General features: G+C 63.5%; 21 protein-coding genes. 16 read left to right on the plus strand and 5 right to left on the minus strand.

Features of this window, described 5'->3' with window-relative positions:
* Positions 1-9: 9 nt before the first annotated feature.
* The 3 genes from AACI_RS06220 to AACI_RS06230 form a co-directional block, all read right to left on the minus strand.
* Positions 10-306 carry a DUF1292 domain-containing protein gene (locus AACI_RS06220; RefSeq protein ID WP_012810625.1) on the minus strand — a complete coding sequence of 99 codons (297 nt, stop codon included), beginning with the start codon at positions 304-306 and terminating at the stop codon, positions 10-12.
* 96 nt (positions 307-402) lie between these two features.
* Positions 403-756, minus strand: coding sequence for a YlbF family regulator (locus AACI_RS06225; RefSeq protein WP_012810626.1), 354 nt, complete (start codon positions 754-756; stop codon positions 403-405).
* A gap of 50 nt (positions 757-806) precedes the next feature.
* Positions 807-1,295: an IDEAL domain-containing protein gene (locus AACI_RS06230; RefSeq protein ID WP_012810627.1), complete on the minus strand. Its 489-nt coding sequence runs from the start codon at positions 1,293-1,295 to the stop codon at positions 807-809.
* A 274-nt stretch (positions 1,296-1,569) separates the two neighbouring features.
* Between AACI_RS06230 and AACI_RS06235 the strand changes: the two genes are divergently transcribed.
* Positions 1,570-1,770, plus strand: coding sequence for a hypothetical protein (locus AACI_RS06235; protein ID WP_012810628.1), 201 nt, complete (start codon positions 1,570-1,572; stop codon positions 1,768-1,770).
* Between the two features lie 63 nt (positions 1,771-1,833).
* Here AACI_RS06235 and AACI_RS06240 read toward each other — a convergent pair whose 3' ends face one another.
* Positions 1,834-2,247: a YgaP family membrane protein gene (locus AACI_RS06240; protein ID WP_012810629.1), complete on the minus strand. Its 414-nt coding sequence runs from the start codon at positions 2,245-2,247 to the stop codon at positions 1,834-1,836.
* A 173-nt stretch (positions 2,248-2,420) separates the two neighbouring features.
* Between AACI_RS06240 and clpP the strand changes: the two genes are divergently transcribed.
* The 6 genes from clpP (at position 2,421) to AACI_RS06270 (ending at position 7,843) form a co-directional block, all read left to right on the plus strand.
* Entirely contained in the window at positions 2,421-2,999 is a 579-nt protein-coding gene (clpP, locus tag AACI_RS06245; RefSeq protein ID WP_008339574.1) for an ATP-dependent Clp endopeptidase proteolytic subunit ClpP, read from the plus strand.
* Between the two features lie 67 nt (positions 3,000-3,066).
* A complete protein-coding gene (locus tag AACI_RS06250) occupies positions 3,067-4,218 on the plus strand; it encodes a cysteine desulfurase family protein (protein WP_012810630.1) in 1,152 nt (383 codons plus the stop codon).
* 12 nt (positions 4,219-4,230) lie between these two features.
* Entirely contained in the window at positions 4,231-5,433 is a 1,203-nt protein-coding gene (gene thiI, locus AACI_RS06255; protein WP_012810631.1) for a tRNA uracil 4-sulfurtransferase ThiI, read from the plus strand.
* A 25-nt stretch (positions 5,434-5,458) separates the two neighbouring features.
* Positions 5,459-5,704: a hypothetical protein gene (locus AACI_RS06260; RefSeq protein WP_012810632.1), complete on the plus strand. Its 246-nt coding sequence runs from the start codon at positions 5,459-5,461 to the stop codon at positions 5,702-5,704.
* A gap of 112 nt (positions 5,705-5,816) precedes the next feature.
* Complete coding sequence (locus AACI_RS06265) at positions 5,817-6,482, plus strand: RsfA family transcriptional regulator (protein ID WP_245530736.1); 666 nt, start codon at positions 5,817-5,819, stop codon at positions 6,480-6,482.
* Between the two features lie 101 nt (positions 6,483-6,583).
* Complete coding sequence (locus AACI_RS06270; RefSeq protein WP_012810634.1) at positions 6,584-7,843, plus strand: Ger(x)C family spore germination protein; 1,260 nt, start codon at positions 6,584-6,586, stop codon at positions 7,841-7,843.
* Between the two features lie 2 nt (positions 7,844-7,845).
* On the opposite strand, the gene ymfI is transcribed toward AACI_RS06270, so the two are convergent.
* On the minus strand, positions 7,846-8,595 hold the full coding sequence (gene ymfI / locus AACI_RS06275) for an elongation factor P 5-aminopentanone reductase (protein ID WP_012810635.1): 750 nt from the start codon (positions 8,593-8,595) through the stop codon (positions 7,846-7,848).
* Positions 8,596-8,689: 94 nt separating this feature from the next.
* Here ymfI and bshC point away from each other — a divergent pair, with 94 nt between their 5' ends.
* The 9 genes from bshC (at position 8,690) to murD (ending at position 20,463) form a co-directional block, all read left to right on the plus strand.
* A complete protein-coding gene (bshC, locus tag AACI_RS06280; RefSeq protein WP_012810636.1) occupies positions 8,690-10,327 on the plus strand; it encodes a bacillithiol biosynthesis cysteine-adding enzyme BshC in 1,638 nt (545 codons plus the stop codon).
* 160 nt (positions 10,328-10,487) lie between these two features.
* Positions 10,488-10,919 (plus strand): division/cell wall cluster transcriptional repressor MraZ, encoded by a 432-nt coding sequence (gene mraZ / locus AACI_RS06285; protein WP_008339589.1) that lies wholly within the window; start codon positions 10,488-10,490, stop codon positions 10,917-10,919.
* 18 nt (positions 10,920-10,937) lie between these two features.
* On the plus strand, positions 10,938-11,888 hold the full coding sequence (gene rsmH, locus AACI_RS06290) for a 16S rRNA (cytosine(1402)-N(4))-methyltransferase RsmH (protein ID WP_012810637.1): 951 nt from the start codon (positions 10,938-10,940) through the stop codon (positions 11,886-11,888).
* Between the two features lie 5 nt (positions 11,889-11,893).
* Positions 11,894-12,277 (plus strand): septum formation initiator family protein, encoded by a 384-nt coding sequence (locus tag AACI_RS06295; protein ID WP_041707382.1) that lies wholly within the window; start codon positions 11,894-11,896, stop codon positions 12,275-12,277.
* Positions 12,278-12,281: 4 nt separating this feature from the next.
* Positions 12,282-14,474, plus strand: a complete 2,193-nt coding sequence (locus AACI_RS06300) for a penicillin-binding transpeptidase domain-containing protein (protein ID WP_012810639.1) — start codon at positions 12,282-12,284, stop codon at positions 14,472-14,474.
* Positions 14,475-14,560: 86 nt separating this feature from the next.
* Positions 14,561-16,537 (plus strand): stage V sporulation protein D, encoded by a 1,977-nt coding sequence (locus AACI_RS06305; RefSeq protein WP_449224037.1) that lies wholly within the window; start codon positions 14,561-14,563, stop codon positions 16,535-16,537.
* Positions 16,538-16,598: 61 nt separating this feature from the next.
* The gene (locus AACI_RS06310; RefSeq protein WP_012810641.1) at positions 16,599-18,095 is read left to right on the plus strand and encodes a UDP-N-acetylmuramoyl-L-alanyl-D-glutamate--2,6-diaminopimelate ligase; all 1,497 of its coding nucleotides are present in this window, start codon (positions 16,599-16,601) and stop codon (positions 18,093-18,095) included.
* A gap of 12 nt (positions 18,096-18,107) precedes the next feature.
* Positions 18,108-19,073, plus strand: coding sequence for a phospho-N-acetylmuramoyl-pentapeptide-transferase (gene mraY, locus AACI_RS06315; protein WP_012810642.1), 966 nt, complete (start codon positions 18,108-18,110; stop codon positions 19,071-19,073).
* Between the two features lie 13 nt (positions 19,074-19,086).
* Positions 19,087-20,463: a UDP-N-acetylmuramoyl-L-alanine--D-glutamate ligase gene (murD, locus tag AACI_RS06320; protein ID WP_012810643.1), complete on the plus strand. Its 1,377-nt coding sequence runs from the start codon at positions 19,087-19,089 to the stop codon at positions 20,461-20,463.
* The last annotated feature ends 72 nt before the right edge of the window (positions 20,464-20,535 follow it).

Raw genomic sequence — 20,535 nt, forward strand, 5'->3', positions numbered from 1 at the left:
AGGAAAACCTCAATCCTCTTCCTCTTCTTCTTCGCTGTCGTCAAACAGTTCGTCGTTGTAGGCATCGACGACTCGCTGCCATTCTTCGTCGTCCTCAATCTCGGACAAGACCATTTGCTCGCCGTCTTCTCCGTCGATGCGGAAAATGACGCCTTCCTCCATGGAGTCGTCGAGCGGCAACAACACCGCGTAGTCCTTGTTGTCGACGGTCAGGACTTCGCCCAGCACGAACTGATGCTCTTCGCCGTTTTCGTCCTCCAGGACGATGACCTCGTCCTCGTGATCGAGAAACTCGTCATGAGCCATTCCGTCTCATTCCCATCCGCAATCCAGATTTGGCCTGCGCCATGCTTGCAACAACATAACACCATGTGTCCACGGTGTCAACGCGTCCGGCGGCGCTCACCGATTCGGCGGCGACGACAACCCTCGCTGCAGTCGGCTCGAGACGGCGTCGAGCAGCTGGTTGAGGTCGCGCTCGGCCTCTTCGAACGACGCAATCTCCGGCATTCGCCGCATGTCGGCCAGTAGACGATCCGCCTCTTCGATCACGTGCCGATAATGCATCGGCGGGACGCGGCGCGCCTGAAATTCGGCGACCGCCTCCTGGAGTTCGCGGAAACGGCGGAGCAACGACTGGGCTTCCGGCGAGCCGTCGAGTTTGGCCTTCGCGTCCCGGTAACGCCGCGCCTGCTCGGAATCGGCGATGAGACGGGCGAGTTCCGACGCTTTTTCCCAGATGACTCCTCGATCCATCTCATCACCTCTCATCCGCAGCGTTACCGGGGCGAAGCCCCTCTATACACCTACGTGGCACTCGGCGCCGGACCCACGGTCGAGTCCTCTTCGCGCATCAGCTCTTCCAGTTCCTTTACCGCGCGGTCGAAGGCTTCTCGATTCCGCTCGTCGAGCGCGCGGTCGATCTTCATCCGGATCTCCTCGCGGCGCATCGCCCGGGCTTCGACCTCGGACAGCACTTGCTGCACTTCCGGCGGAATCGGAAGTTCCGGTAGATTGATGAAGACAAACAGCTTGTCGGTCGAGGACGCGCTGTTGAAATACGCCTGGAGAGCGGGCAGGATCTCCTCCGCCTGGCTCACCTTTTTAATGCGGCCATTGAGCGGCAAGCGGGCGATCATGCCGTGGCGCCCAATGATGAGAAGCGGCACGTTCTCCAGCACGATGTTCGTCGACTCCAGTTGGCTATGGCGAGCAGCGAGAAAGTCGATGACGGCCTCTGCTCCGGGCGGGAGCAGCTTGGTCTTGAGCAACAGGATGTCATCCTTCGTCATCATCGCGCGTTCACTCCTTTGCCGGAGTTTCCTCCTGACGGATCATACGCCTGGTATCACGCGACCGCGCTCGTTCTGACGGACAAGCTCCAATGTAAAGGCGATCCGTAGGTCGTACACCGACCGGCGCTTCGCCACCACCGAAGTGGTGCAAATATTGTAGCAAATGACCCGGAGAAAGAAAATGAGGCGAACGCCATTTTCCCATGCGTCACATCGATTCCCTGCGTCTGCACACCGACCGAGCCTCATACTACGTGCAGGGGAGGGAAGGCGCATGGGCGATTGGGTGTACTTCGCGGGCGTATATGATACCAAATTCGAAGCGTATTGTGCCGTCATGTGGGTCGAAGCCGACGAGCGGATTCGGCGCTCCGCCCGTCCGACTCAGGTCGAGGTGTATCGTCTGCGCAATGGAAAGTACGGCGTCCGCTTCCTTCCTCAACGCGATGTGGCGCAGCGGGCGCGCGCGGAATGAAGAAGAGCTCGTGTGCACGTGGCAGAAGACAGCCATCCTGTGCGGTGGCTGTCTTCTCGCACGTCAGGCGTTATCCTCATCGCTCGGCTCGCGGTTGCTTCCTTCCACAAGGAACTCCGCCACTTCGTCTGGAATCGGGGTGTCCGACTTCGCCTGGACGCGATCGGCCGCCTTCGCCGCCATATCCTGCGCTTTTTCCGCGATCTGTTTCACGCTGTTCCCCGCAGTCGTCGAAACCTTTTCCATCCATTTGCGGGGCGCCTCGGCCGGATCACCCGAGGGCTTGGCCATCCGTTCCATCGATGCCTTCATCGGACAGAAGCCCGTGATGGCTTCCGCGATTTTCATCGCGCCGAACCCTGCGAGCAGGGCTCGGGTGAGTGCGGATTGCCGGCGGCCATAGACGGCTGAAGACAAGCTCGCGACCCCGGCGGCCAGGCGCAGGTATCGATCCGCAGGATGAATGTTGCGCTGCATGACCATCCTCCTCTCGCGGGAATATCCACAGTATCCCGCGCATCGCGCCTTGGCATGCCGAGAGCAAACGCCTGCGCTGGAAACCGCATTGACTTTGACTTACCTTGATGAAATGGCAACGACGTGGCATAATGGTTATTGTAGTACCGTAGACGAAAAGGAGGCTTGAGCGCATGAGTCTCATCCCGTACGTAATCGAGCAGACGTCGCGAGGAGAGCGAAGCTATGACATTTACTCGCGCCTGCTGAAGGATCGGATCATCTTCTTGGGTACGCCCATCGACGACGATGTCGCGAACGCGGTCGTGGCGCAGCTTTTGTTCCTCGCCGCGGATGATCCGGACAAAGACATCCAGATGTACATCAATAGTCCGGGAGGATCGGTGTCGGCAGGCCTTGCGATATATGATACCATGCAGCACATCAAGCCCGACGTGAGCACCATGTGCGTCGGCATGGCGGCGAGCATGGCGGCCGTTCTCTTGGCAGCGGGTGCAAAGGGCAAGCGGTACGCGCTTCCGAATTCCGAGGTGATGATCCACCAACCGCTCGGGGGCGCGCGGGGTCAGGCTTCGGATATTGAAATCCATGCTCGGCACATCCTGAAGACGAGGGAACGCCTTAACCGCATTTTGGCAGAACGAACGGGACAACCGCTCGAGCGGGTCGCGCAGGATACGGACCGCGACAATTTCATGTCGGCGGAGGAAGCGAAGGCGTACGGATTGATTGACGAAGTCATTTACCGCTGACACGAAATCCGCTCACGGCCGAGGCGCGTCGGTGCCTCGGCCGTCTGACTTCAGGGGGGGAGTGAAGGTGGCGGACGAGCTGTACTTCGATTACGCGGCGACCGCGCCGGTGCGCCCCGAGGTGCGAGAGCGGATGGCCGAGTGGTTGGACATCTACGGCAATCCGTCCTCGCTTCACCGGATGGGCATGCGCGCGGAGCGCGCTCTGCGGCACGCGCGGGACCAAGTCATGCAGAGCCTCGGCGCGCGAGACGGCCGCCTCGTCTTTACAGGCGGAGGCACGGAGGCCAACAACCTCGCCATTTATGGCGTCGCGCGCGCCTATGCCAACCGCGGGCGCCACCTCGTGACAACGGCCATCGAACATCCGGCGGTCCGCGAGGCGATGGGGGACCTCGAGCGCGAGGGTTTCGACGTGTCGTACGTCCGCCCGGACCATCGCGGCGATGTGTCCGCCGAAGACGTGCTGCGCCACGTGCGGGACGACACCGTGCTGGTCTCTGTGATGCACGTCAACAACGAGACGGGGGCCGTGTTGCCCGTGGAGCAGATTGCGGACAAGCTCAAAGCGCACCCAAAGGTCGTGTTTCACGTCGATGGGACGCAGGCGCTGGGGAAAATTCCGGTGTCGCTTGCGCGCACTCGTATCCACCTGTACGCCGCTTCGGGGCACAAACTGGGGGCATTGAAGGGCGTCGGCGCGCTCTATGTCCATGCGAGCCTTCGGCTGAAGCCGCATGTGGTGGGCGGCGGCCAGGAATTCGGACTGCGGTCGGGCACGGAAAACGTCCTCGGGGCGCTGTCGTTCGGGGAAGCCGCATTGCATGCGGTCCGCGACATGGAGAACGATGTGGACGCAGAGCGCAAGAGAGACCGCCTTGCGCGTGGGCTCGAGGAACTCGGCTATGTGCTCATGAATCCGAAACATCACTCGCCGTACATCTTGTGCGCGGCGTTGCCCGGAGCGCGCGGCGAGATCCTGGTGCATGCGTTTGAGGAGAAAGGCCTGTATGTCTCGGCTGGAAGCGCCTGTTCGAGCGGGAAACACGGGCGGGAGCCCAGCCATGTGCTCACGGCCATGGGCGTGAAACCGGAGTTGGCACTTGCGGCGATTCGGTTCTCGTGGCATCCTGGCACTCGAATGTCGGAGATCGAGCACGCTCTCGAAGTCGTCCGCGAGCGGACGGCTTGGATCAAACAAGCGCTAGGCATTCGGTAGGAGGACCCGAACTTGTTATACGATCATCTCCTGATTCGATACGGCGAATTGACGACGAAAGGCGCAAACCGCGCCGAGATGGAACAGCTTTTGGAGCGCAACGTGCGGCGCGCGCTGTCCCAATGGCCGGACGTGAAGGTGACGCGCAGCCAGCAGCGCATCGTGGTTCAACTCAACGGAGCCCCCGTCGATGCGACGCTGCAAAAGCTGCAGCAGGTGTTCGGCATCTCGTCCATCTCGCCCGTCGCTGTCGCGCCGCTCGATCTGGCGGCCATTCAACAGACGGCCGTCGAGGTGGCCAAGCGGGAGCTCATGGACAAGTCCACGTTCAAGGTGGAGGCTCGGCGCGGATTCAAAGGGTTTCCGCTCGACAGCCCGGCGCTTCAGAAGGCCGTTGGGGCATCCATCCTGCGCGCGCTGCCGCACATTCGCGTGGACGTTCACCGCCCTGACGTGGTGATTGAAGTCGATATCCGCAAGTCCGCCGCCTACCTGTATCCCAGCCGCGTGCCTGGGCTTGGCGGATTTCCTGTCGGCATGAGTGGCAAGGGACTGGTGCTGCTCTCCGGCGGTATCGACAGCCCGGTGGCGGCCTGGAAGGCGATGAAGCGAGGTCTGGCGCTGGAACTCGTTCACTTTCACAGCTTTCCCTTCACCAGCGAGCGAGCTCAGCAAAAGGTGGAGGATCTCGCGGCCATCCTCACGAAGTGGGGCGGGCCCATGAAGCTGCACCTGGTGTCCGTCACGGCGATTCAGGCGGAGATCCAGCGATCTGCGCCTGAGGGGCTCAGGACCATCCTGCTTCGGCGCATGATGGTTCGCGCGGCGTCGAGAATCGCGGACGAAGTTGGGGCCGGCGCGCTCGTCACGGGCGACAGCCTCGGCCAAGTCGCGAGCCAGACGCTCTCCGCGCTGAACGCGGTCGATCGCGCTACGGATCACACCATCCTGCGGCCGCTCATCGCGGAGGACAAGCTCGAGATCATTGAACTCGCCAAGCGGATGGGGACGTACGACATCTCGATTCTCCCGTTTGACGACTGCTGCTCGCTCTTTGCGCCGAAGCACCCGAAGACGAATCCGAAACTGCGCGATCTGGAGCGCGCGGAAGCCCGCATGGACGTGGAGGGGCTTATCGCGGAAGCGGTGGCTTCGCGCGAGGAGAAGCTCGTGGGCGCGGATGAAGCATTGGGCGCGAGCGCAACCTATCGGTGAATCGTTGGAGCGTGGAGGGGTTTCGATGCGATGGCTTCGGCTCGCGTTTCGGCTGTTCCGAGTGGCGTCCACCGCCTACGCGTTGTGGAACGCGTCGCGCCTCACGCGGGCGCTGTACCTGGGCAGGCTGGCCTGGCGGGCCATCCGCCGAAAGCCGCTTTTCGATCGCCCGCCGCGCGTCGTGATCGAATACGTGGGCGCGAAATCGCCATACATCTACCGGCGGCGCGGGTGGCGCAGGATTCGCTCAGCCGATCGCGCCGAGCCGTAGCGGCCTCATCGCCTGGCCTCTGTTTAAGTCTCCTCGCCGGTGGGAATAACAAATGGTAGCGTCGGAATAATTCCGACTGGCGACCATCGTTTTGAAAGGCCGGTGAAACGCGATGAGCGAGACGAGACAGAAGGACAGGGCGATGCGCCAAGACGCGTGGACAACCGAGGACGACGAGATTCTAGCGGAGATCGTCCTGAAACACATCAAACAAGGTAGCACACAGCTGGCCGGGTTCAACGAAGCGGCGAGGCGGCTCGGCAGAACGGCGGCCGCGTGCGGCTTCCGCTGGAACGCCTGTGTGCGAAAGCAACAGCGTTACCGCATTGAGCTCGCCAAAGAGGAGCGCAAGAAAAACAAGTCGCAGCGCGTGCAGGCGCAGCTCGAAGGTGGCGACGCTGATCACCCGACCGCGACACTCATGACGTGGGCGCAGGTGCTCCGGTTCTTGCGCCAGGAGAAGAACACCGCGCAGGAGTGGGCGTCGCGATGGCGCAGCACGGAACGCCAGCTGAATGAGTGGAAGGCGAAGTACGAGGCGCTCGAGGCGGACTACAAGCGCGTTTGCGAAGAATTGCGCGAACTGAAGTCCACGCACGACGCCATCACCCGCGATTACAAGGCGCTTTTGGAAATCATGGAGCGGGCGCGCAAAGCGGCCCTCCTGGACGATGATCTGATTGGTCCGAAGTTTGCCGAAGGGTTTATGTACCGAATTGATGAGTATGGCAACCTGGAGCGGATCACGACCGGTGAGCGCATGGAGCAGGCTGAGTAGGCTTGCTCCTTTTTTGATGTGATGGCGGGCCGCCGCGCCGCCACAAGGGCGCATGCTATGAACACCCACGAGCCATCCTACGAGCGAGGATGGTGAGAGGCATGCGGTTTACGTTCCGGTGGCCACGCGCCGCGTCCCGATGGCTCACGCTCGGGTTGGCCCTCTTTGCGCCGTTGGCCACGACGGGCTGCTATGATCGCCAGGAATTGGAACAACAGGCGTTCGTGAGTGTGCTCGGCATCGACAAGGCGCCCGGCGGTCTCATCGACTGCACGTTTCGGATCGCGCAGCCCGTCAATCCGACCGGGGCGAGCTCGCGGTCTGGTGCTCAGCCGCTGGCGGGCAAGGAGCCCATCACGGTGCGCGCGAGGAGCATCCCCGAAGCGATGATGATCGCGAACGGCTCGGTGGAGCGATCCATCACGTTTTCGCACCTGTCGCTCATTGTATTCGGGGAAGATTTGGCGAAAGAGGGCGTGGAGCCGTACATCGAGGCCCTCACGCGCTACCGCGAGTTTCGCCGGACGGTGCCCGTGTCGGTGTCCAAGGGCAAGGCCAGCGAGTCGATGAAGGCTTTTCAGCCCATGCTCGACTCGGCCATCACCCGCATCGCGGACGGCGTGGCCCTCGTCTCTCAACGGACCGGGATTGCGCCTGTGTGCCCCATCCAATATCTGATTGACGGTATGGAGAACCCGCATGAGGACGCCATTGCGCCGATATTCGCTGTCAATCAGAACGTCGAAAAGGGCGAAATGCCCGATGCGCCCGGGCTGTCGTATCGCGCGGGCGAGGTGCGCCGAGAAGGCGGCAATCCCGTCGATTGGATGGGTGCGGCCGTCTTCCGCGAGGACCGCATGGTGGACGAGGTGACGGGGAAGGACTGCCTCTACCTTCGGCTCCTGCAGGGCGGGGTGCACCACGCCACGCTGACCCTGCAAGATCCCGAGGATCCGTCGCGGGACATCGGCTTGGAGCTTCACAAGGAGCGGCCGGCCGAGTACCGGGTGAAACTGTCCCATCCGATGATCATCACCGCGCATGTGCCGGTGGACGCGGACGTGATCAACATCTCGTCGACGCGCAATTACGCCGATCCGGCTGCACGCCAGAAGCTCGAGGCCGAGCTCGACAAGCAGGTGTCGGAGCGCATGGAACGGCTGTTGAAGCGGCTGCTCGTCGTCGACCAGGCGGACGTCATTCCCGTCTCGAAGGCCATCCGCAGCCAGTTCATGACCTACCAACAATTCGCGGCATTCCCTTGGGAGGAAAGGCTCAAAACGGCCAAAATTCAGGTTGACGTTCAGATTCATGTGCGCCGCTTCGGCGTGCAGCTTGAGCCCATTCAGAAAAAAAGCTGAGCCTAGCTCATCCAGCCTCCGTCCACGCCGAGAACCTGACCGGTGATGTAGGAGGCCCTTGGGCTCAAGAGAAACGAGACAGCCGCGGCCACGTCCTCTGGGCGCCCGATTCGACCAAGCGGAATTTCCCTTTGGAGCGCCTCGTGCTCCTCGGCGTCCAGGTGATGGAGCATCCTCGTTTCAATGGGGCCGGGAGCGACCGCGTTGACGCGTACAGGAATGGATGCCCATTCGCGCGCCAGCGACTTCATCCAGGCGATCACGCCGCCCTTCGCGGCCGCATACGCCGCTTCCATCGCGGCGCCGCGCAACGCGTAAACGGACGAGACAAAGACGCACGCCGCATGACGTGATCGCCGCAGGTGCGGGAACGCGGCTCGCGCAAGGTAGAACGCGGAAGAGAGGTGCTCGTCGACCACTTGGTGCCACGCCGCGGAAGACATCTCGTGCGCCAGCGCCCGCATGTCCCTGCCCCCGGCGTGAACGATGAGCGTCGGCATGCCCAGTTGCGTGGCCGCGGTCACGAACGCTTCGGCGCCCGCTTCGTTCGAGAGATCGGCCTGAACCGCAAGCGCCTCGGTGCCAAGCGCCGCGCACTGGGCGGCCGTCCTTTCCGCGCGCTCCCTTCCCCTGAAGTATCCACAAACCACCTTCGCGCCTTGCGCCGCCAGCTCGACCGCGATGGCGCGCCCAATTTCGCCCGACGCGCCCGATACGATGGCCACTCGACCCGAAAGTTCCCCTCGCGCCATGAGGTTTTCTCAACTCCTTACGGTTTTACATCCCTAGCCCCGGTTGTTATGATGAGTGTGGCCATTTTGGGTGGAGCAAAGGGGCGAGTTCTCCTTGAAGTGTACGGTATACGAGGCGCCGACCGGAAATCCACTAGCCGACGCCCATTTGTTCTCCTTCGATCGCGTTCGTCATCTCTACGACGATCAAGATCCGCGCGATATCGCGACCTATCGCGCGCGCACCGAGGAGGTCCTGCGGACCTACGCGGATGACACGCGCGCGTCTCTGGTGGAAGCGCTGCGCTCGTTTCACGCTCAGATCGGCGCGTCCGCGGCCCAGAACCGAGCGCTGGATCGCCTGGCACAGCCCGACGCGGTGGCCGTGGTCACAGGGCAACAGGCGGGCTTGTTCACGGGTCCCATCTACAGCCTCGCCAAAGCGCTGACCGCCATCGGCGTCGCTCGCGAGCTCGAACGCCGCCTCGAGCGCCCGGTGGTGCCGGTGTTTTGGATCGCCTCTGAGGACCACGACGCCGAGGAGGTCAACCACGCCCATGTGGTGGATCGGCTGGGCGAAGTGGCGCGCATTCAGCTTCCGCACCGGTTTGAGCCGCACCAAATGATGTACTGCGAGGCGCTGACGGCGCGCGACGTGCGGAGCGCCTTGAACCAGGCCGACGAACGGCTCGCCGAAGCGAGTCACAAGCTCGAGGCGCTTCACGCGGTCTGGTCCGCGTGGCGCGACGGGGATTCCCTCGCGATGTGGTTCGCGAGGATCATGGCGAAGCTTTTCGCCGAACACGGCCTCGTGTTCTTCGATCCGTGTCTGCCATCCATTCGCCGCCTTGCCTGGCCCGTGTTCCGCCGCGCGCTGGAGGACGTGGAAGAGGTGCAGCGGCAACTCGACGAAGCGTACGCCGAGGTCGAACGGGCGGGCTTCGTTCCCGAGGTGGTTCGGGACCCGCGGCATTCGACCGTGTTCGCCGTGATCGACGGCAAGCGGTTCGTGCTGGAAACCGGCGGCCCGGGCTTCGTCGCGCGCGGCCACGGCGAAGCCGGCGCGCTGTCGGAATGGCTTGAGCGAGGCGATCTCGATCCCACTGGGTTCTCTGCCAACGTCCTCCTGCGGCCCGTCGTGCAGGATGTCGTGTTGCCCACCTTGGCGTATGTCGGAGGGCCGAGCGAGATCGCGTACTACCCGCTTTCCCGCGGCGTGTTCCACGCGCACGGGCGGCGCATGCCGCCGGTCATCCTGCGGCAGCGCATGCGCCTTGTGCCGCCGAGCGTGGCCCGGCTCATGCGAAAGCACGAATTATCCCTCGACGAACTGCGCCATCCCTGCGATCTCGTCGCAGGGCGGGTGATCGCGGACGTGGCGGAGCCGCTTCAGCGCGAGATCGACGGCTGGATGGAGCGCGTGCGTGCGATGCTAGGCAACCTCGAGGCGTCGTACGGCGAGGCGGGCCCCGACGTTCGCGCCATCCTCGAGCGGCATGTGCGTACGGAAGAGCGGGCGTGGCGGGATCTGGAGCGGCGCGTGGTCCGCGCATGGAAAAGGCGGCGTCAGGACGAGATCCGGCAGTTGCGCCAGATTGAGCGATGTCTGTTCCCCGACGGACATCCTCAGGAGCGGCGCCTTTGTCCGCTCAACTTCTGGAGCGAGATCGGGACGCAGGGCTTCGCCGAGCTGCCGACGTGGAGCTCCATCTCTCAAATGGGCCCCGTGCTCGACGTCGTCATGGACAACTGAACCCGAGCGGGAAATGAGGCGATCGCGCCACGCGCGGTCGCCTTTTGCATGAAAAAATCCAGAAAGCTAGCAGGAGATCCGCGATGGACCTCGAACAGGTATGATCGTGGTGGAAAGTGGGGCAAAGTGGGGGACATGCGCGAGCGGGTGGTGAAGGCCGTTGTTCATGGGTGAATACGAACATTCCCTCGACAGCAAAGGGCGGCTGACCATCCCGGCGAAGTTTCGGGATGGGCTGGGGGATTCGTTCATCGTCACCCGCGGCCTGGATCAGTGCCTGTTCGCGTATCCGCTGGACGAGTGGCGCGCGCTCGAGCAAAAGTTGAAGTCTCTTCCCATGACGCGATCGGACGCGCGGGCGTTCGTGCGCTTCTTCTTTTCGGGCGCGTCCGAGTGCGAGGTCGACAAGCAAGGCCGCATTCTCCTGCCCCCAAAGCTGCGCGAATACGCGAAGCTTGAGAAGGAGTGCACGCTGATCGGCGTGTCGAATCGAGTCGAAATTTGGAACACGAGTGTCTGGGAACACTATTCGAGCGACGCGGAGCGATCGTTTGCCGAGATTGCGGAAAACCTCGTCGACTTTTCGTTCTAAATCGCGGGGGATGAGAGGTTGGAATTTGCCCACGAGACCGTGTTGTTGGAGGAGGCCGTCGAAGCGCTGCGGCCGCAGCCAGGCGGCGTCTACGTGGACGCGACGCTCGGGGGAGGAGGCCATACCGCGCGCCTTCTCGAGCGGTCCGTGCCGGACGGCGCCGTGATTGCGTTCGATCAGGACGAAACCGCCATCGCGCACGCTGAGCCGCTGAAGCGGCAGTATCCCGGGCGCCTCACGCTGGTCAAGGCGAATTTCGCCGAGATGGAGGAACGCCTGCGGGCGCTTGGCGTGACGGCGGTGGACGGCGTCCTGTTCGATCTCGGCGTATCCTCGCCTCAGTTTGATCTCCCGGAGCGGGGATTCAGCTACTGGCACGAGGGCCCGCTCGACATGCGCATGGATCGGCATCAGCCGCTCACCGCGCGCGAGATCGTCAACGAGTGGGACGAGCAGGAACTGGCGAGAATTATCCGGGAGTACGGCGAGGAACGATTTGCAACCGCCATTGCGCGCGCCATCACGCGGGCGAGATCGAAGAAGCCCATCGAGACGACGACGGAACTGGCCGAGATCGTAAAGAGTGCCATTCCGGCTGCCGCGCGGCGCTCTGGACCGCACCCCGCGCGGCGCACATTCCAAGCCATCCGCATCGCGGTGAACGACGAACTGGGTGCCTTGGAGCGCGGCATGGAGGCGGCCTTTCGAGCCTTGAGGCCGGGCGGCCGGCTTTCGGTCATTACCTTTCATTCTCTCGAGGATCGCGCGGTGAAGCGGCTGTTTCAGACGTGGGCGCAGGGATGCATTTGTCCGCCGGAATTCCCGGTGTGTCAATGTGGCCGCAAGCCTTTGGGACGTATGGTGTCGCGAAAGCCCGTGACGCCTTCGAGCGAGGAGTTGGAACGCAATCCGCGCGCGCGATCGGCGAAGCTGCGCGCTTTCGAAAAGCTGGATCATGGGGAGCGATGAATGCCATGTCTGCCGTGCAACAGGAACTTCGCACGCGTCGCGAGGCGTGGGGGCACACGACGCCGGGGCGTGAACGGGATGCGCGAGAGGCGGAGCGGCGCGCCGCCCGCCGGCGCCTATGGAACCGGGTGAGCTTTGCTTTGTGCTGCATCGTCAGCTTCGCCGCCGTATGGTGGGTTGCCGCCAAGGGAGCCGAGATCTACGAGTTGAACGATCAGCACGCCAAGCTCCAGGCGGCCATCGCAGCGCAGCAGGCGGTGAACGCCAATCTTCAGATGCAGGTGTCGGAGCTTGAACAACCCGCGCACATTCTGGATGTCGCCATCAACAAGCTGCACATGGTCTACAAAAACCCGGTGATGATTCCAACGCAGGGGAACGGCGAGTGATCGCATGAATCGAGGTGGCAGGCGAACGGGCAGGCAAAGCAGTTGGAAGCGTCCGAAACGACGGCTCTGGGCGCTCCAGCTGGCGATGGTGGCGACGCTCGGCGCCGTGGTCTGGCGCATTTACGACGTGCAGCGGGTGTACGGCGGAACGCTGAAACACGACGCCGCCAAGGTCATCGACGTGACCGAACCCCTTCTGGCACCCCGGGGAGCCATTTTGGACGCAGAGGGCAATCGCCTCGCCTACGATGTCCCGGCCTATTACGTCGACATCGAACTCCAGCCCATTCGTCCGTACGCAGATGAAGCCGCTCGGATTCTCGCGCCCATCTTGGGGACAAACGCGTCCGATCTCGCCGCGCTCCTGTCCAAGCAAGCCGCCTGGATTCAACTGCCTACGCCTGTGGAAGCCATCGTGAAATCGAAGCTCGAGGCGGCTTTCGCCGCGCACGCTTGGGCACCGGATGATCGCCGCACGGCGTGGTCGAACTGCGTGACGTTCACGCCGACGGAGTTGCGCGTGTATCCGTACGGCGATTTCGCGTCCAACGCCATCGGGTACGTGGTCAAGGGCGTGGGCGAAAGCGGCGTGGAGCTCGAGATGAATTCCTACTTGGCCGGCCAGAACGGGCTCATTTCGTACGAGCAGGATCCGACGGGCGTACCCATCCCGGGCAGCGTGAAGATCGTGAAAGCCCCCAAGGCCGGTGACAACGTCCAGTTGACCATCGACGACACCATCCAGGGCTACGTCGAAGATCAGATGGACGCGCTCGTGCAGAAGTATCACCCACTCCATGCGGCCATCGTGGTGTCTGACCCACAGACGGGCGCGATTCTCGCGATGTCGAGCTGGCCCAGCTTCAATCCCAACCAGTATTGGAAGGCGAGCCTCGAGGCGCTCTCCTCCAACTGGGCTGTGTCCAGCGCGTTCGAGCCGGGATCGACGTTCAAACCGTTTGTGCTTGCGGCCGCGCTGGCGACGCATTCTATCAACCTGTACGACACGTTTCAGTCGGGGCAAATCACGATCGACGGCCGCACGATTCATGACTGGAACTACGTGGGGTTCGGCGTGCTGACCTATCAGCAGGCGCTGGAAGAGTCGTCGAACGTCGGCTTTGCGCGGATTGCGATGGCGCTGGGATGGCCCAATCTGGACAAATATCTGCGGTTGTTTGGTTTCACGCAGCCCACGGGGATCGATCTTCCGAACGAAGCGACGTCCATCCTGTTTCCTCCGTCTGAGCAGGGGCAGCTCGAGTTGGCGACGGCGGGGTTCGGGCAGGGCATCGCGGTGACGCCCATGCAGCAGATCATGGCCATGGACGCGATTGCCAACGGCGGGCGACTGCTGCGACCGTACATCATCAGCAAGGTGATCTCGCCATCGGGCAAGGTGATCCAGGAGAATCGCCCGACGTTGATTCGCCAAGGGTTTCTGCCGGAGAGCGTCATTCAAGAGGTTCGGGACACGATGGTTCTCGACGTTTCCGATTCCAAGCACGGCATTGATACGGGGGCTGCGATTCCGGGCTACGAGGTGGCCGGAAAGACGGGCACCGCGCAGATTGTGGATCCTGCGACAGGCGCGTACTACCAAAACAAGTTCGAGACCTCCTTCATCGGATTTGTGCCGGCGCAAGATCCCAAGGTTGTGGTGTACGTCACGGTGTACGATCCGCAGGTGGCGCCGGACGAAGCGTGGGGAAGCACGGTGGCCATTCCCATCGCTCGGGCGATCATGCAGGAGTGCCTGAACTACTATCACATTCCTCCGACAGGTGCCCTGAAGTCCCTTCAGACCGAGCCAGGGCAGGGACAAGTGGCCTACGTGGAGACGCCGAATCTGGTCGGGATGTCGCAGGCGGAGGCGGAGGCTGCGCTCGCACAGGACGGCCTTCAAGGGATGTTCGCCGGGTCGAGCGGCGTGATCGAGCGACAATGGCCAGCGCCCGGCGTGGAGGTGCCGCGGGGCTCGAAGCTGTACGCGTTGCTCGCCAATCACCAGTCGGCCGCGTTTCCCATGCCGGATCTGACAGGTCTGACGCTTCGGGACGCGGCCAATCTGCTCGCCGCGATGGGGCTTGACGTCGCGACGTCGGGGTCGGGCTACGTGGTGGGTCAGTCCATTCCCCCGGGTGCACGCGTGAAGGCGGGGGAGACCGTCGAGATTCGGTTGTCTCCCAAGGGCTGACGCGAAGCGTCGGCCCTTCTATTTCCGGGTGAGCGCGCATAGGCTAGTCTCAGCGAACAAGCTGTGCGACGTTGGGGGCGAGGTCTGTGCGCGTGACTCCTGGACTCATGAGGCGGCGGCTGGTCATGCTTCTCTTTGGGCTGTTTGCGGCCATCGGCGCGCTCATCGGCCGGCTCGCCTATGTGCAGGGCTGGCAGGCCACGTGGCTCTCGAACCTGGCGAAGCAGTCGTGGGATCGCACCGTGCCGCTGTCCGGCATCCGCGGGAGCATTCTGGCGAGCGACGGGCAGCCGCTGACGTACACGGCGAGCGCACCCACCCTTGTGGCGGTGCCAAGCCAGATCAAGGACAAAGCGGGCACGGCCGCCAAGCTGGCGCCCATCCTGCACATGAGCGTGGACAGCGTGCTGCGCCAGATTTCCCAGCGGGAGCTCATGGTCTACATCCGCCCGGGAGGGCGCCAGATGTCGGAGGAGCAGGCGAACACCGTCCGCAAACTGGAGTTGCCGGGTATCTACCTCACGGAGGACGGCAAGCGGGCGTACCCGTACGGATCGCTCGCGGCGCAGGTGCTCGGCATCACCGGCTATGACAACGTCGGACTCACGGGGCTCGAGAAGCAGTACAACAGTGTGTTGAGCGGCAAAAAGGGAGGCATCACGTTTTACGCCAAGGCGAACGGGGAGCTGATTCCAGGCGAGGGTCAGTCGGTGGTCGAACCCACGGACGGCGACGACATCAAGACCACTCTCAACCTTCAAATTCAGCAGTTCGTCGAGCGCGAGATCGAGCAGGCGGTGGCAGCGTATCATCCGGATTCCGTCACCGCCATTGTCGAAAACCCGAAGACGGGTGCCATTCTCGCGATGGCGAACTACCCCACGTTCAATCCCGCGGACTGGCGCTCGGCCGATCCGTCGACCTACAACCGCAACCTGGCCATCTGGCAGACCTTTGAGCCCGGATCCACGTTCAAGATTGTGACGCTGGCCGCGGCGCTGCAGGAAAACAAGGTGAACTTGAACGACCGATTCTACGATCCCGGCTACTATGAAGTCGCGGGGCACCGCATTCGCTGCTGGAAGGCGGGCGGACATGGGTCCGAGTCGTTCCTGAACGTGGTGGAGAACTCGTGCAACCCAGGGTTCATCGCCCTCGGCGAGCGATTGGGCAAGGAAGCGCTGTTCTCGTACATTCGCGCGTTTGGATTCGGGCAAAAGACCGGGATCGATCTTCCCGGAGAAGGCAACGGGATCCTGTTCAAGTTGAGCCAAGTCGGCCCGCTGGAGTTGGCCACCACGGCCTTCGGCCAGGGCGTGTCGGTCACGCCCATTCAGCAGGTGATGGCTGTGGGCGCCGTGGCGAACGGCGGCAAGCTGATGAAGCCGTATCTCGTGTCCGAAATCATCGATCCGGATACGGGCCGCGTGGTCTCGGTAACCAAGCCGACGGTTGTCCGCCAGGTCATCTCGCCGCAAGTGGCGGCGGAGGTGCGCGCCGCCCTCGAGAGCGTGGTGGCGAACGGAAGTGGTACCAGGGCGTATCGCGACGGCTACCGGATCGCCGGAAAGACCGGTACGGCGCAGGTGGCGAAAAACGGGCGGTACGAGCCGGGGCATTACATCGTCTCCTTCATCGGCATGGCGCCAGCCAACGATCCGGCCCTCGTCTGCTACGTCGCCATTGACAACCCTCATCCGGAGCACGGGATCGTGTTTGGCGGCGTCATTGCCGCGCCGATTGTCGGAAACATTTTGGACGACGGGTTGCGCGAGCTCGGCGTGCCTCCGCAGACGCAGGGGCTCAAGAAGAAGTACCGGTACCCCGAGGCGCCGCCCGTGACGGTTCCGAATTTTGTGGGGCTCACGATGAAGGAGGCGCAGAACCTGGCGCTGCAGAATTCCGCGAACCTGAGGGTGCAGGTGCTGGGGCAGGGGGACGTGATCATCGCGCAGGCTCCGGCAGGAGGCGCGCAGGTGGAACCGGGATCGATCATCCGCCTCTACCGCGGGCAGAAGGCGCCATCCGGAAACCAGGTGGCGGCCTTCGCGCTCGGAGGTTGACATCGGGCGACGGCTGCCCTAGATTTGCGAAGGGCACGCCGGAGGTTGGGAGGAAGGCGCCTTGCGACTGAGACAACTGTTTCAGCCTTTCGTGAATTTTCAGGTGACCAACGCGGAGAATCCTGACGTCGTGAACATCACCACCGACTCGCGGGACGTGGAACCCGGCAGCCTGTTTGTGGCGGTGCGCGGCCACACGGTGGACGGACACCGGTTCGCCCGGCAGGCTGTGGAGCGCGGCGCCGTGGCGGTGATGGTGGAAGAGCCCGTCGCCGAGGTGCCCGCGTCGATTCCTCAGGTTGTAGTGCCGGACACGCGCCACTGGAGCGCGCTGGTCGCAGACAGGCTGTTTGGGAGCCCGTCGCGCGAGCTCCGGGTGATTGGGGTCACGGGCACCAACGGCAAGACCACGGTGACTCACATCGTGCGTCACTTGCTCGATTCGACAGGAAGAAAGGCTGGGCTCATCGGCACCGTCGGCGCCAAACTGGGCCAAGCCTCGTGGCCGCTTCCGAACACGACGCCTGAGGCCGTGGAGGTCCATCGATGGCTTCGCCGGTTCGTGGACGCGGGCGCCACGCACGCGGTGATGGAGGTGTCGTCGCACGCGCTCGTGGAGCGGCGGGCGGCGGGGGTGTCGTTCGCCTGCGCCGCGTTCACGAACTTGACACAAGATCACCTCGATTTTCACGGTACCATGGAACGGTATGCAGGCGCGAAGGCGCTCTTGTTCTCCCGCCTCGGCAACGGCACGGGGGACGATCCGGCCCGTTCTGTGTACGCGGTGATCAACGTGGACGATCCGTGGTCTTCGGTGATGGCCGAAGCGTCCGCCGCGCCCATCCTCACCTACGGGATCGAGCGCGCCGGGGACGTCAGGGCCCGGGACGTGCGGCTGTCGGCAAGTGGCGCGCGCTTCTTCGTGGATTCGCCCGCAGGCGCATTTGAGATTGAAACGCCGCTCATCGGCCGGTTCAACGTCTACAACACGCTGGCGGCCGTCGCCATCGCCCTCGTGGAGGGCCTCACGCCGACCGAGATCCAGGAGGGGATTCGCTCGTATCCAAGCGTGCCCGGGAGGATGGAGCGCATCGACGAGGGACAGCCGTTTTCGGTGTTTGTGGATTACGCCCACACGCCGGACGGCCTCGAGAACGTGCTCGCGTCGGTCCGCGAGTTCGCGCCCGCGCGCGTCTTGGTCGTGGTCGGTTGTGGGGGCGATCGCGACCGCACGAAGCGGCCCAAGATGGCGGAGGTCGCCGTGAGATTGGCGGATCGGGCCATCTTCACGAGCGACAACCCGCGGAGCGAGGACCCGGTCGCCATCCTCGCGGACATGCGCGGCGGCGTCGAACCGGCATATGCGCACAAGGTGCGCGAAGAGGTGGATCGCCGGCGGGCCATCGAGATGGCCATCGCGGAAGCGGAGCCCGGAGATGTCGTCGTGATCGCGGGCAAGGGACACGAGGACTACCAGATCATCGGCGCGGAGAAGCGCCACTTTGACGACCGCGAAGAAGCCCGCCGAGCCATACGCGCGCGGTACGGGCGGAACTAGGGGGCGTTTCCGTTGGACATTCAGGCGCTTTTGCTGACGGCGCTCGCGGCGTTCGTGATCGGCGTGCTCTTGGGGCCTATCGCCATCCCGCTTTTGCACCGCCTCAAGTTTGGTCAGTCGATTCGCGAAGAGGGGCCCAAGCACCATCAGTCGAAGGCCGGCACACCTACGATGGGCGGCGTGATCATCCTCGCTGCGGTCGTCCTGACGACGCTCCGGTTTGCGTTCGGCAGCCTGGACACGGTGATGATGCTCGTCGCTACGGTGGGGTTCGGGCTGATCGGTTTTGCGGATGATCTGATTAAAATTGTAAAGAAGCGAAACCTTGGGCTGACGGCCAAGCAGAAGGTGATCCTCCAGGCCCTCCTGACGGTCATCCTGTTTGTTCTCTTGTATCGGGAACAGGGGCAGGAAGCGCTGTCCGTGCACATCCCGTTCACCGACGCCGCCGTTCGCCTCGGCTACCTGTACATGCTGTTCCTCATGCTGGTTTTGGTGGGCACGACGAACGCGGTCAACCTCACGGATGGGCTGGACGGGCTTTTGTCGGGATCGGCCATCATGGTGTTCGCGGCGTACGCCGTATACGCGTACTGGCACACGAGTTACGACGTCGCGCTCTATTGCGCGGCCATGGTGGGGGCGCTCGCCGCGTTTCTCGTGTTCAATCGACATCCGGCGAAAGTGTTCATGGGCGACACGGGATCGCTTGCCATCGGTGGGGGGCTCGCGATGGCCGCCGTCCTGACGCACAGCGAACTGACGCTCATCCTGTTCGGCCTGGTGTTCGTCATCGAGGCTTTGTCCGTCATCATTCAGGTGTTTTCCTATCAGACGTTTGGACGGCGCGTCTTTCGCATGAGCCCGCTGCATCACCACTTCGAGCTCGGCGGTTGGTCGGAGTGGGAGGTCGTCATCCTGTTCTGGCTCGCGTCGTTCATCTGCGCCTTTGGCACGCTTGCGATGGTGTCGCACTGAGGGGGCCGACGATGTGAACCGTGTCACACCTGATACCTGGTTGGATTCGCCGGGCGAGGCGCTCGTGGTGGGACTGGGCAAGAGCGGGACCGCCGTCGCCTCGTTCCTCGCTCGGCGCGGCTTTCGCGTGACCGCGACGGACGAGCGGGGCCTCTATCCGTCCGATCCGGCGATCGCGCCGCTCGCCGCGCTCGGCGTGGATCTGGTGCTCGGCGGGCACCCGGAGACGTTGGTCGGGCATCCGTGGCAGTTCGTGGCCAAAAGTCCCGGCATTCCGTATCATCAGCCTTTCATCGCCGAATTGATCAAGGCTGCGCACGTGATCGTGACGGACGTCGAGATCGCCTCATGGTTCGAGCGGAGGCCGATTTACGCCATCACGGGCTCCAACGGGAAAACCACGACCACGACGCTAGTGGGCGAGATGCTGAAAGCGTCCGGATATCACCCGATTGTCGCGGGCAACATCGGCACGCCGGTCTGCGACGTGGTGGACCAACCGGGCGATCTGTTGGTCCTCGAGGTGTCGAGCTTTCAACTGGATGGGACGCACACGTTTCACCCGCGGGGCGGTGCGCTGCTCAACTTCTATCCCGCTCATCTCGACTATCACGGCACCTATGAGGCGTACCAACAGGCGAAGTGGAAGCTGTTTGCGAACCAGACTCCGGACGACGTCGCGATTCTCAACTGGGATCAGGCGCTCGTGCGGGATCGAGCGGGCGAGCTGGCGGCCCGCGTGCGCGGTTTCAGCCTGGAGGGTGCTCCGTTTGACGAAGGCGTGGGCGTGATCGACGGAGCGCTTGTCGCCGTGCGCGGGCGGGAGCGCACGCCCATTCTGCCGGTGGACCAGGTGGCTCTGCCGGGCCGGCACAATCTGCAAAACGCGGCGGCGGCAGCGGCTTTGGCGCTCGCGGCCGGAGCGTCCGTGGAAGCTGTCGCGCGCGTGCTCGCGACGTTCCAAGGCGTCGAGCACAGGCTCGAGTTTGTGCGCGAGGTGTCCGGCGTGCGGTATTACAATGATTCGAAGGCCACGAATCCGGACGCCGCGCGACAGGCGCTCAGATCGTTTGAGCGCGGCGTCGTGTGGATCGCTGGCGGTCTCGACCGCGGGATTTCGTTCGATCCGCTTTTGCCCGATATCTCGGGGCGCGTCCGAGCCGCGGTCTTGCTCGGGGAGACCAAGGAGAAGCTGAGGGAAGTGCTCGCCCGAGCGGGCGTGTCCACGTGCGCCTTCGCTGCATCGATGGAGGAGGCCGTGCGCGAGGCCAGCCGAATGGCGGAGCCGGGCGACGTGGTCCTGCTTTCGCCGGCCTGCGCCAGCTGGGATATGTTCCCTTCCTACGAGGTGCGGGGCAGCATGTTCAAAGAGGCCGTGCATAGACTGTAGCAGCGTGTCCAAAGGCCGCGGCCTTTGGGCCATACCGCGCAACGTGGCGCGGGAGGGGAGGGAACGCGGTGT

Source organism: Alicyclobacillus acidocaldarius subsp. acidocaldarius DSM 446 (assembly GCF_000024285.1).
GTDB lineage: Bacteria > Bacillota > Bacilli > Alicyclobacillales > Alicyclobacillaceae > Alicyclobacillus > Alicyclobacillus acidocaldarius.

Excerpts from the sequence above, each read along its gene's own strand:
- AACI_RS06220 (WP_012810625.1), bottom strand. The coding sequence starts at position 306 with ATGGCTCATGACGAGTTTCTCGATCACGAGGACGAGGTCATCGTCCTG.
- clpP (WP_008339574.1), top strand. The coding sequence starts at position 2,421 with ATGAGTCTCATCCCGTACGTAATCGAGCAGACGTCGCGAGGAGAGCGA.
- AACI_RS06265 (WP_245530736.1), top strand. The coding sequence starts at position 5,817 with ATGAGCGAGACGAGACAGAAGGACAGGGCGATGCGCCAAGACGCGTGG.
- AACI_RS06225 (WP_012810626.1), bottom strand. The coding sequence starts at position 756 with ATGGATCGAGGAGTCATCTGGGAAAAAGCGTCGGAACTCGCCCGTCTC.
- AACI_RS06240 (WP_012810629.1), bottom strand. The coding sequence starts at position 2,247 with ATGCAGCGCAACATTCATCCTGCGGATCGATACCTGCGCCTGGCCGCC.
- AACI_RS06295 (WP_041707382.1), top strand. The coding sequence starts at position 11,894 with ATGTCTGCCGTGCAACAGGAACTTCGCACGCGTCGCGAGGCGTGGGGG.
- AACI_RS06235 (WP_012810628.1), top strand. The coding sequence starts at position 1,570 with ATGGGCGATTGGGTGTACTTCGCGGGCGTATATGATACCAAATTCGAA.
- AACI_RS06230 (WP_012810627.1), bottom strand. The coding sequence starts at position 1,295 with ATGATGACGAAGGATGACATCCTGTTGCTCAAGACCAAGCTGCTCCCG.
- AACI_RS06270 (WP_012810634.1), top strand. The coding sequence starts at position 6,584 with ATGCGGTTTACGTTCCGGTGGCCACGCGCCGCGTCCCGATGGCTCACG.
- ymfI (WP_012810635.1), bottom strand. The coding sequence starts at position 8,595 with ATGGCGCGAGGGGAACTTTCGGGTCGAGTGGCCATCGTATCGGGCGCG.
- AACI_RS06300 (WP_012810639.1), top strand. The coding sequence starts at position 12,282 with ATGAATCGAGGTGGCAGGCGAACGGGCAGGCAAAGCAGTTGGAAGCGT.
- AACI_RS06260 (WP_012810632.1), top strand. The coding sequence starts at position 5,459 with ATGCGATGGCTTCGGCTCGCGTTTCGGCTGTTCCGAGTGGCGTCCACC.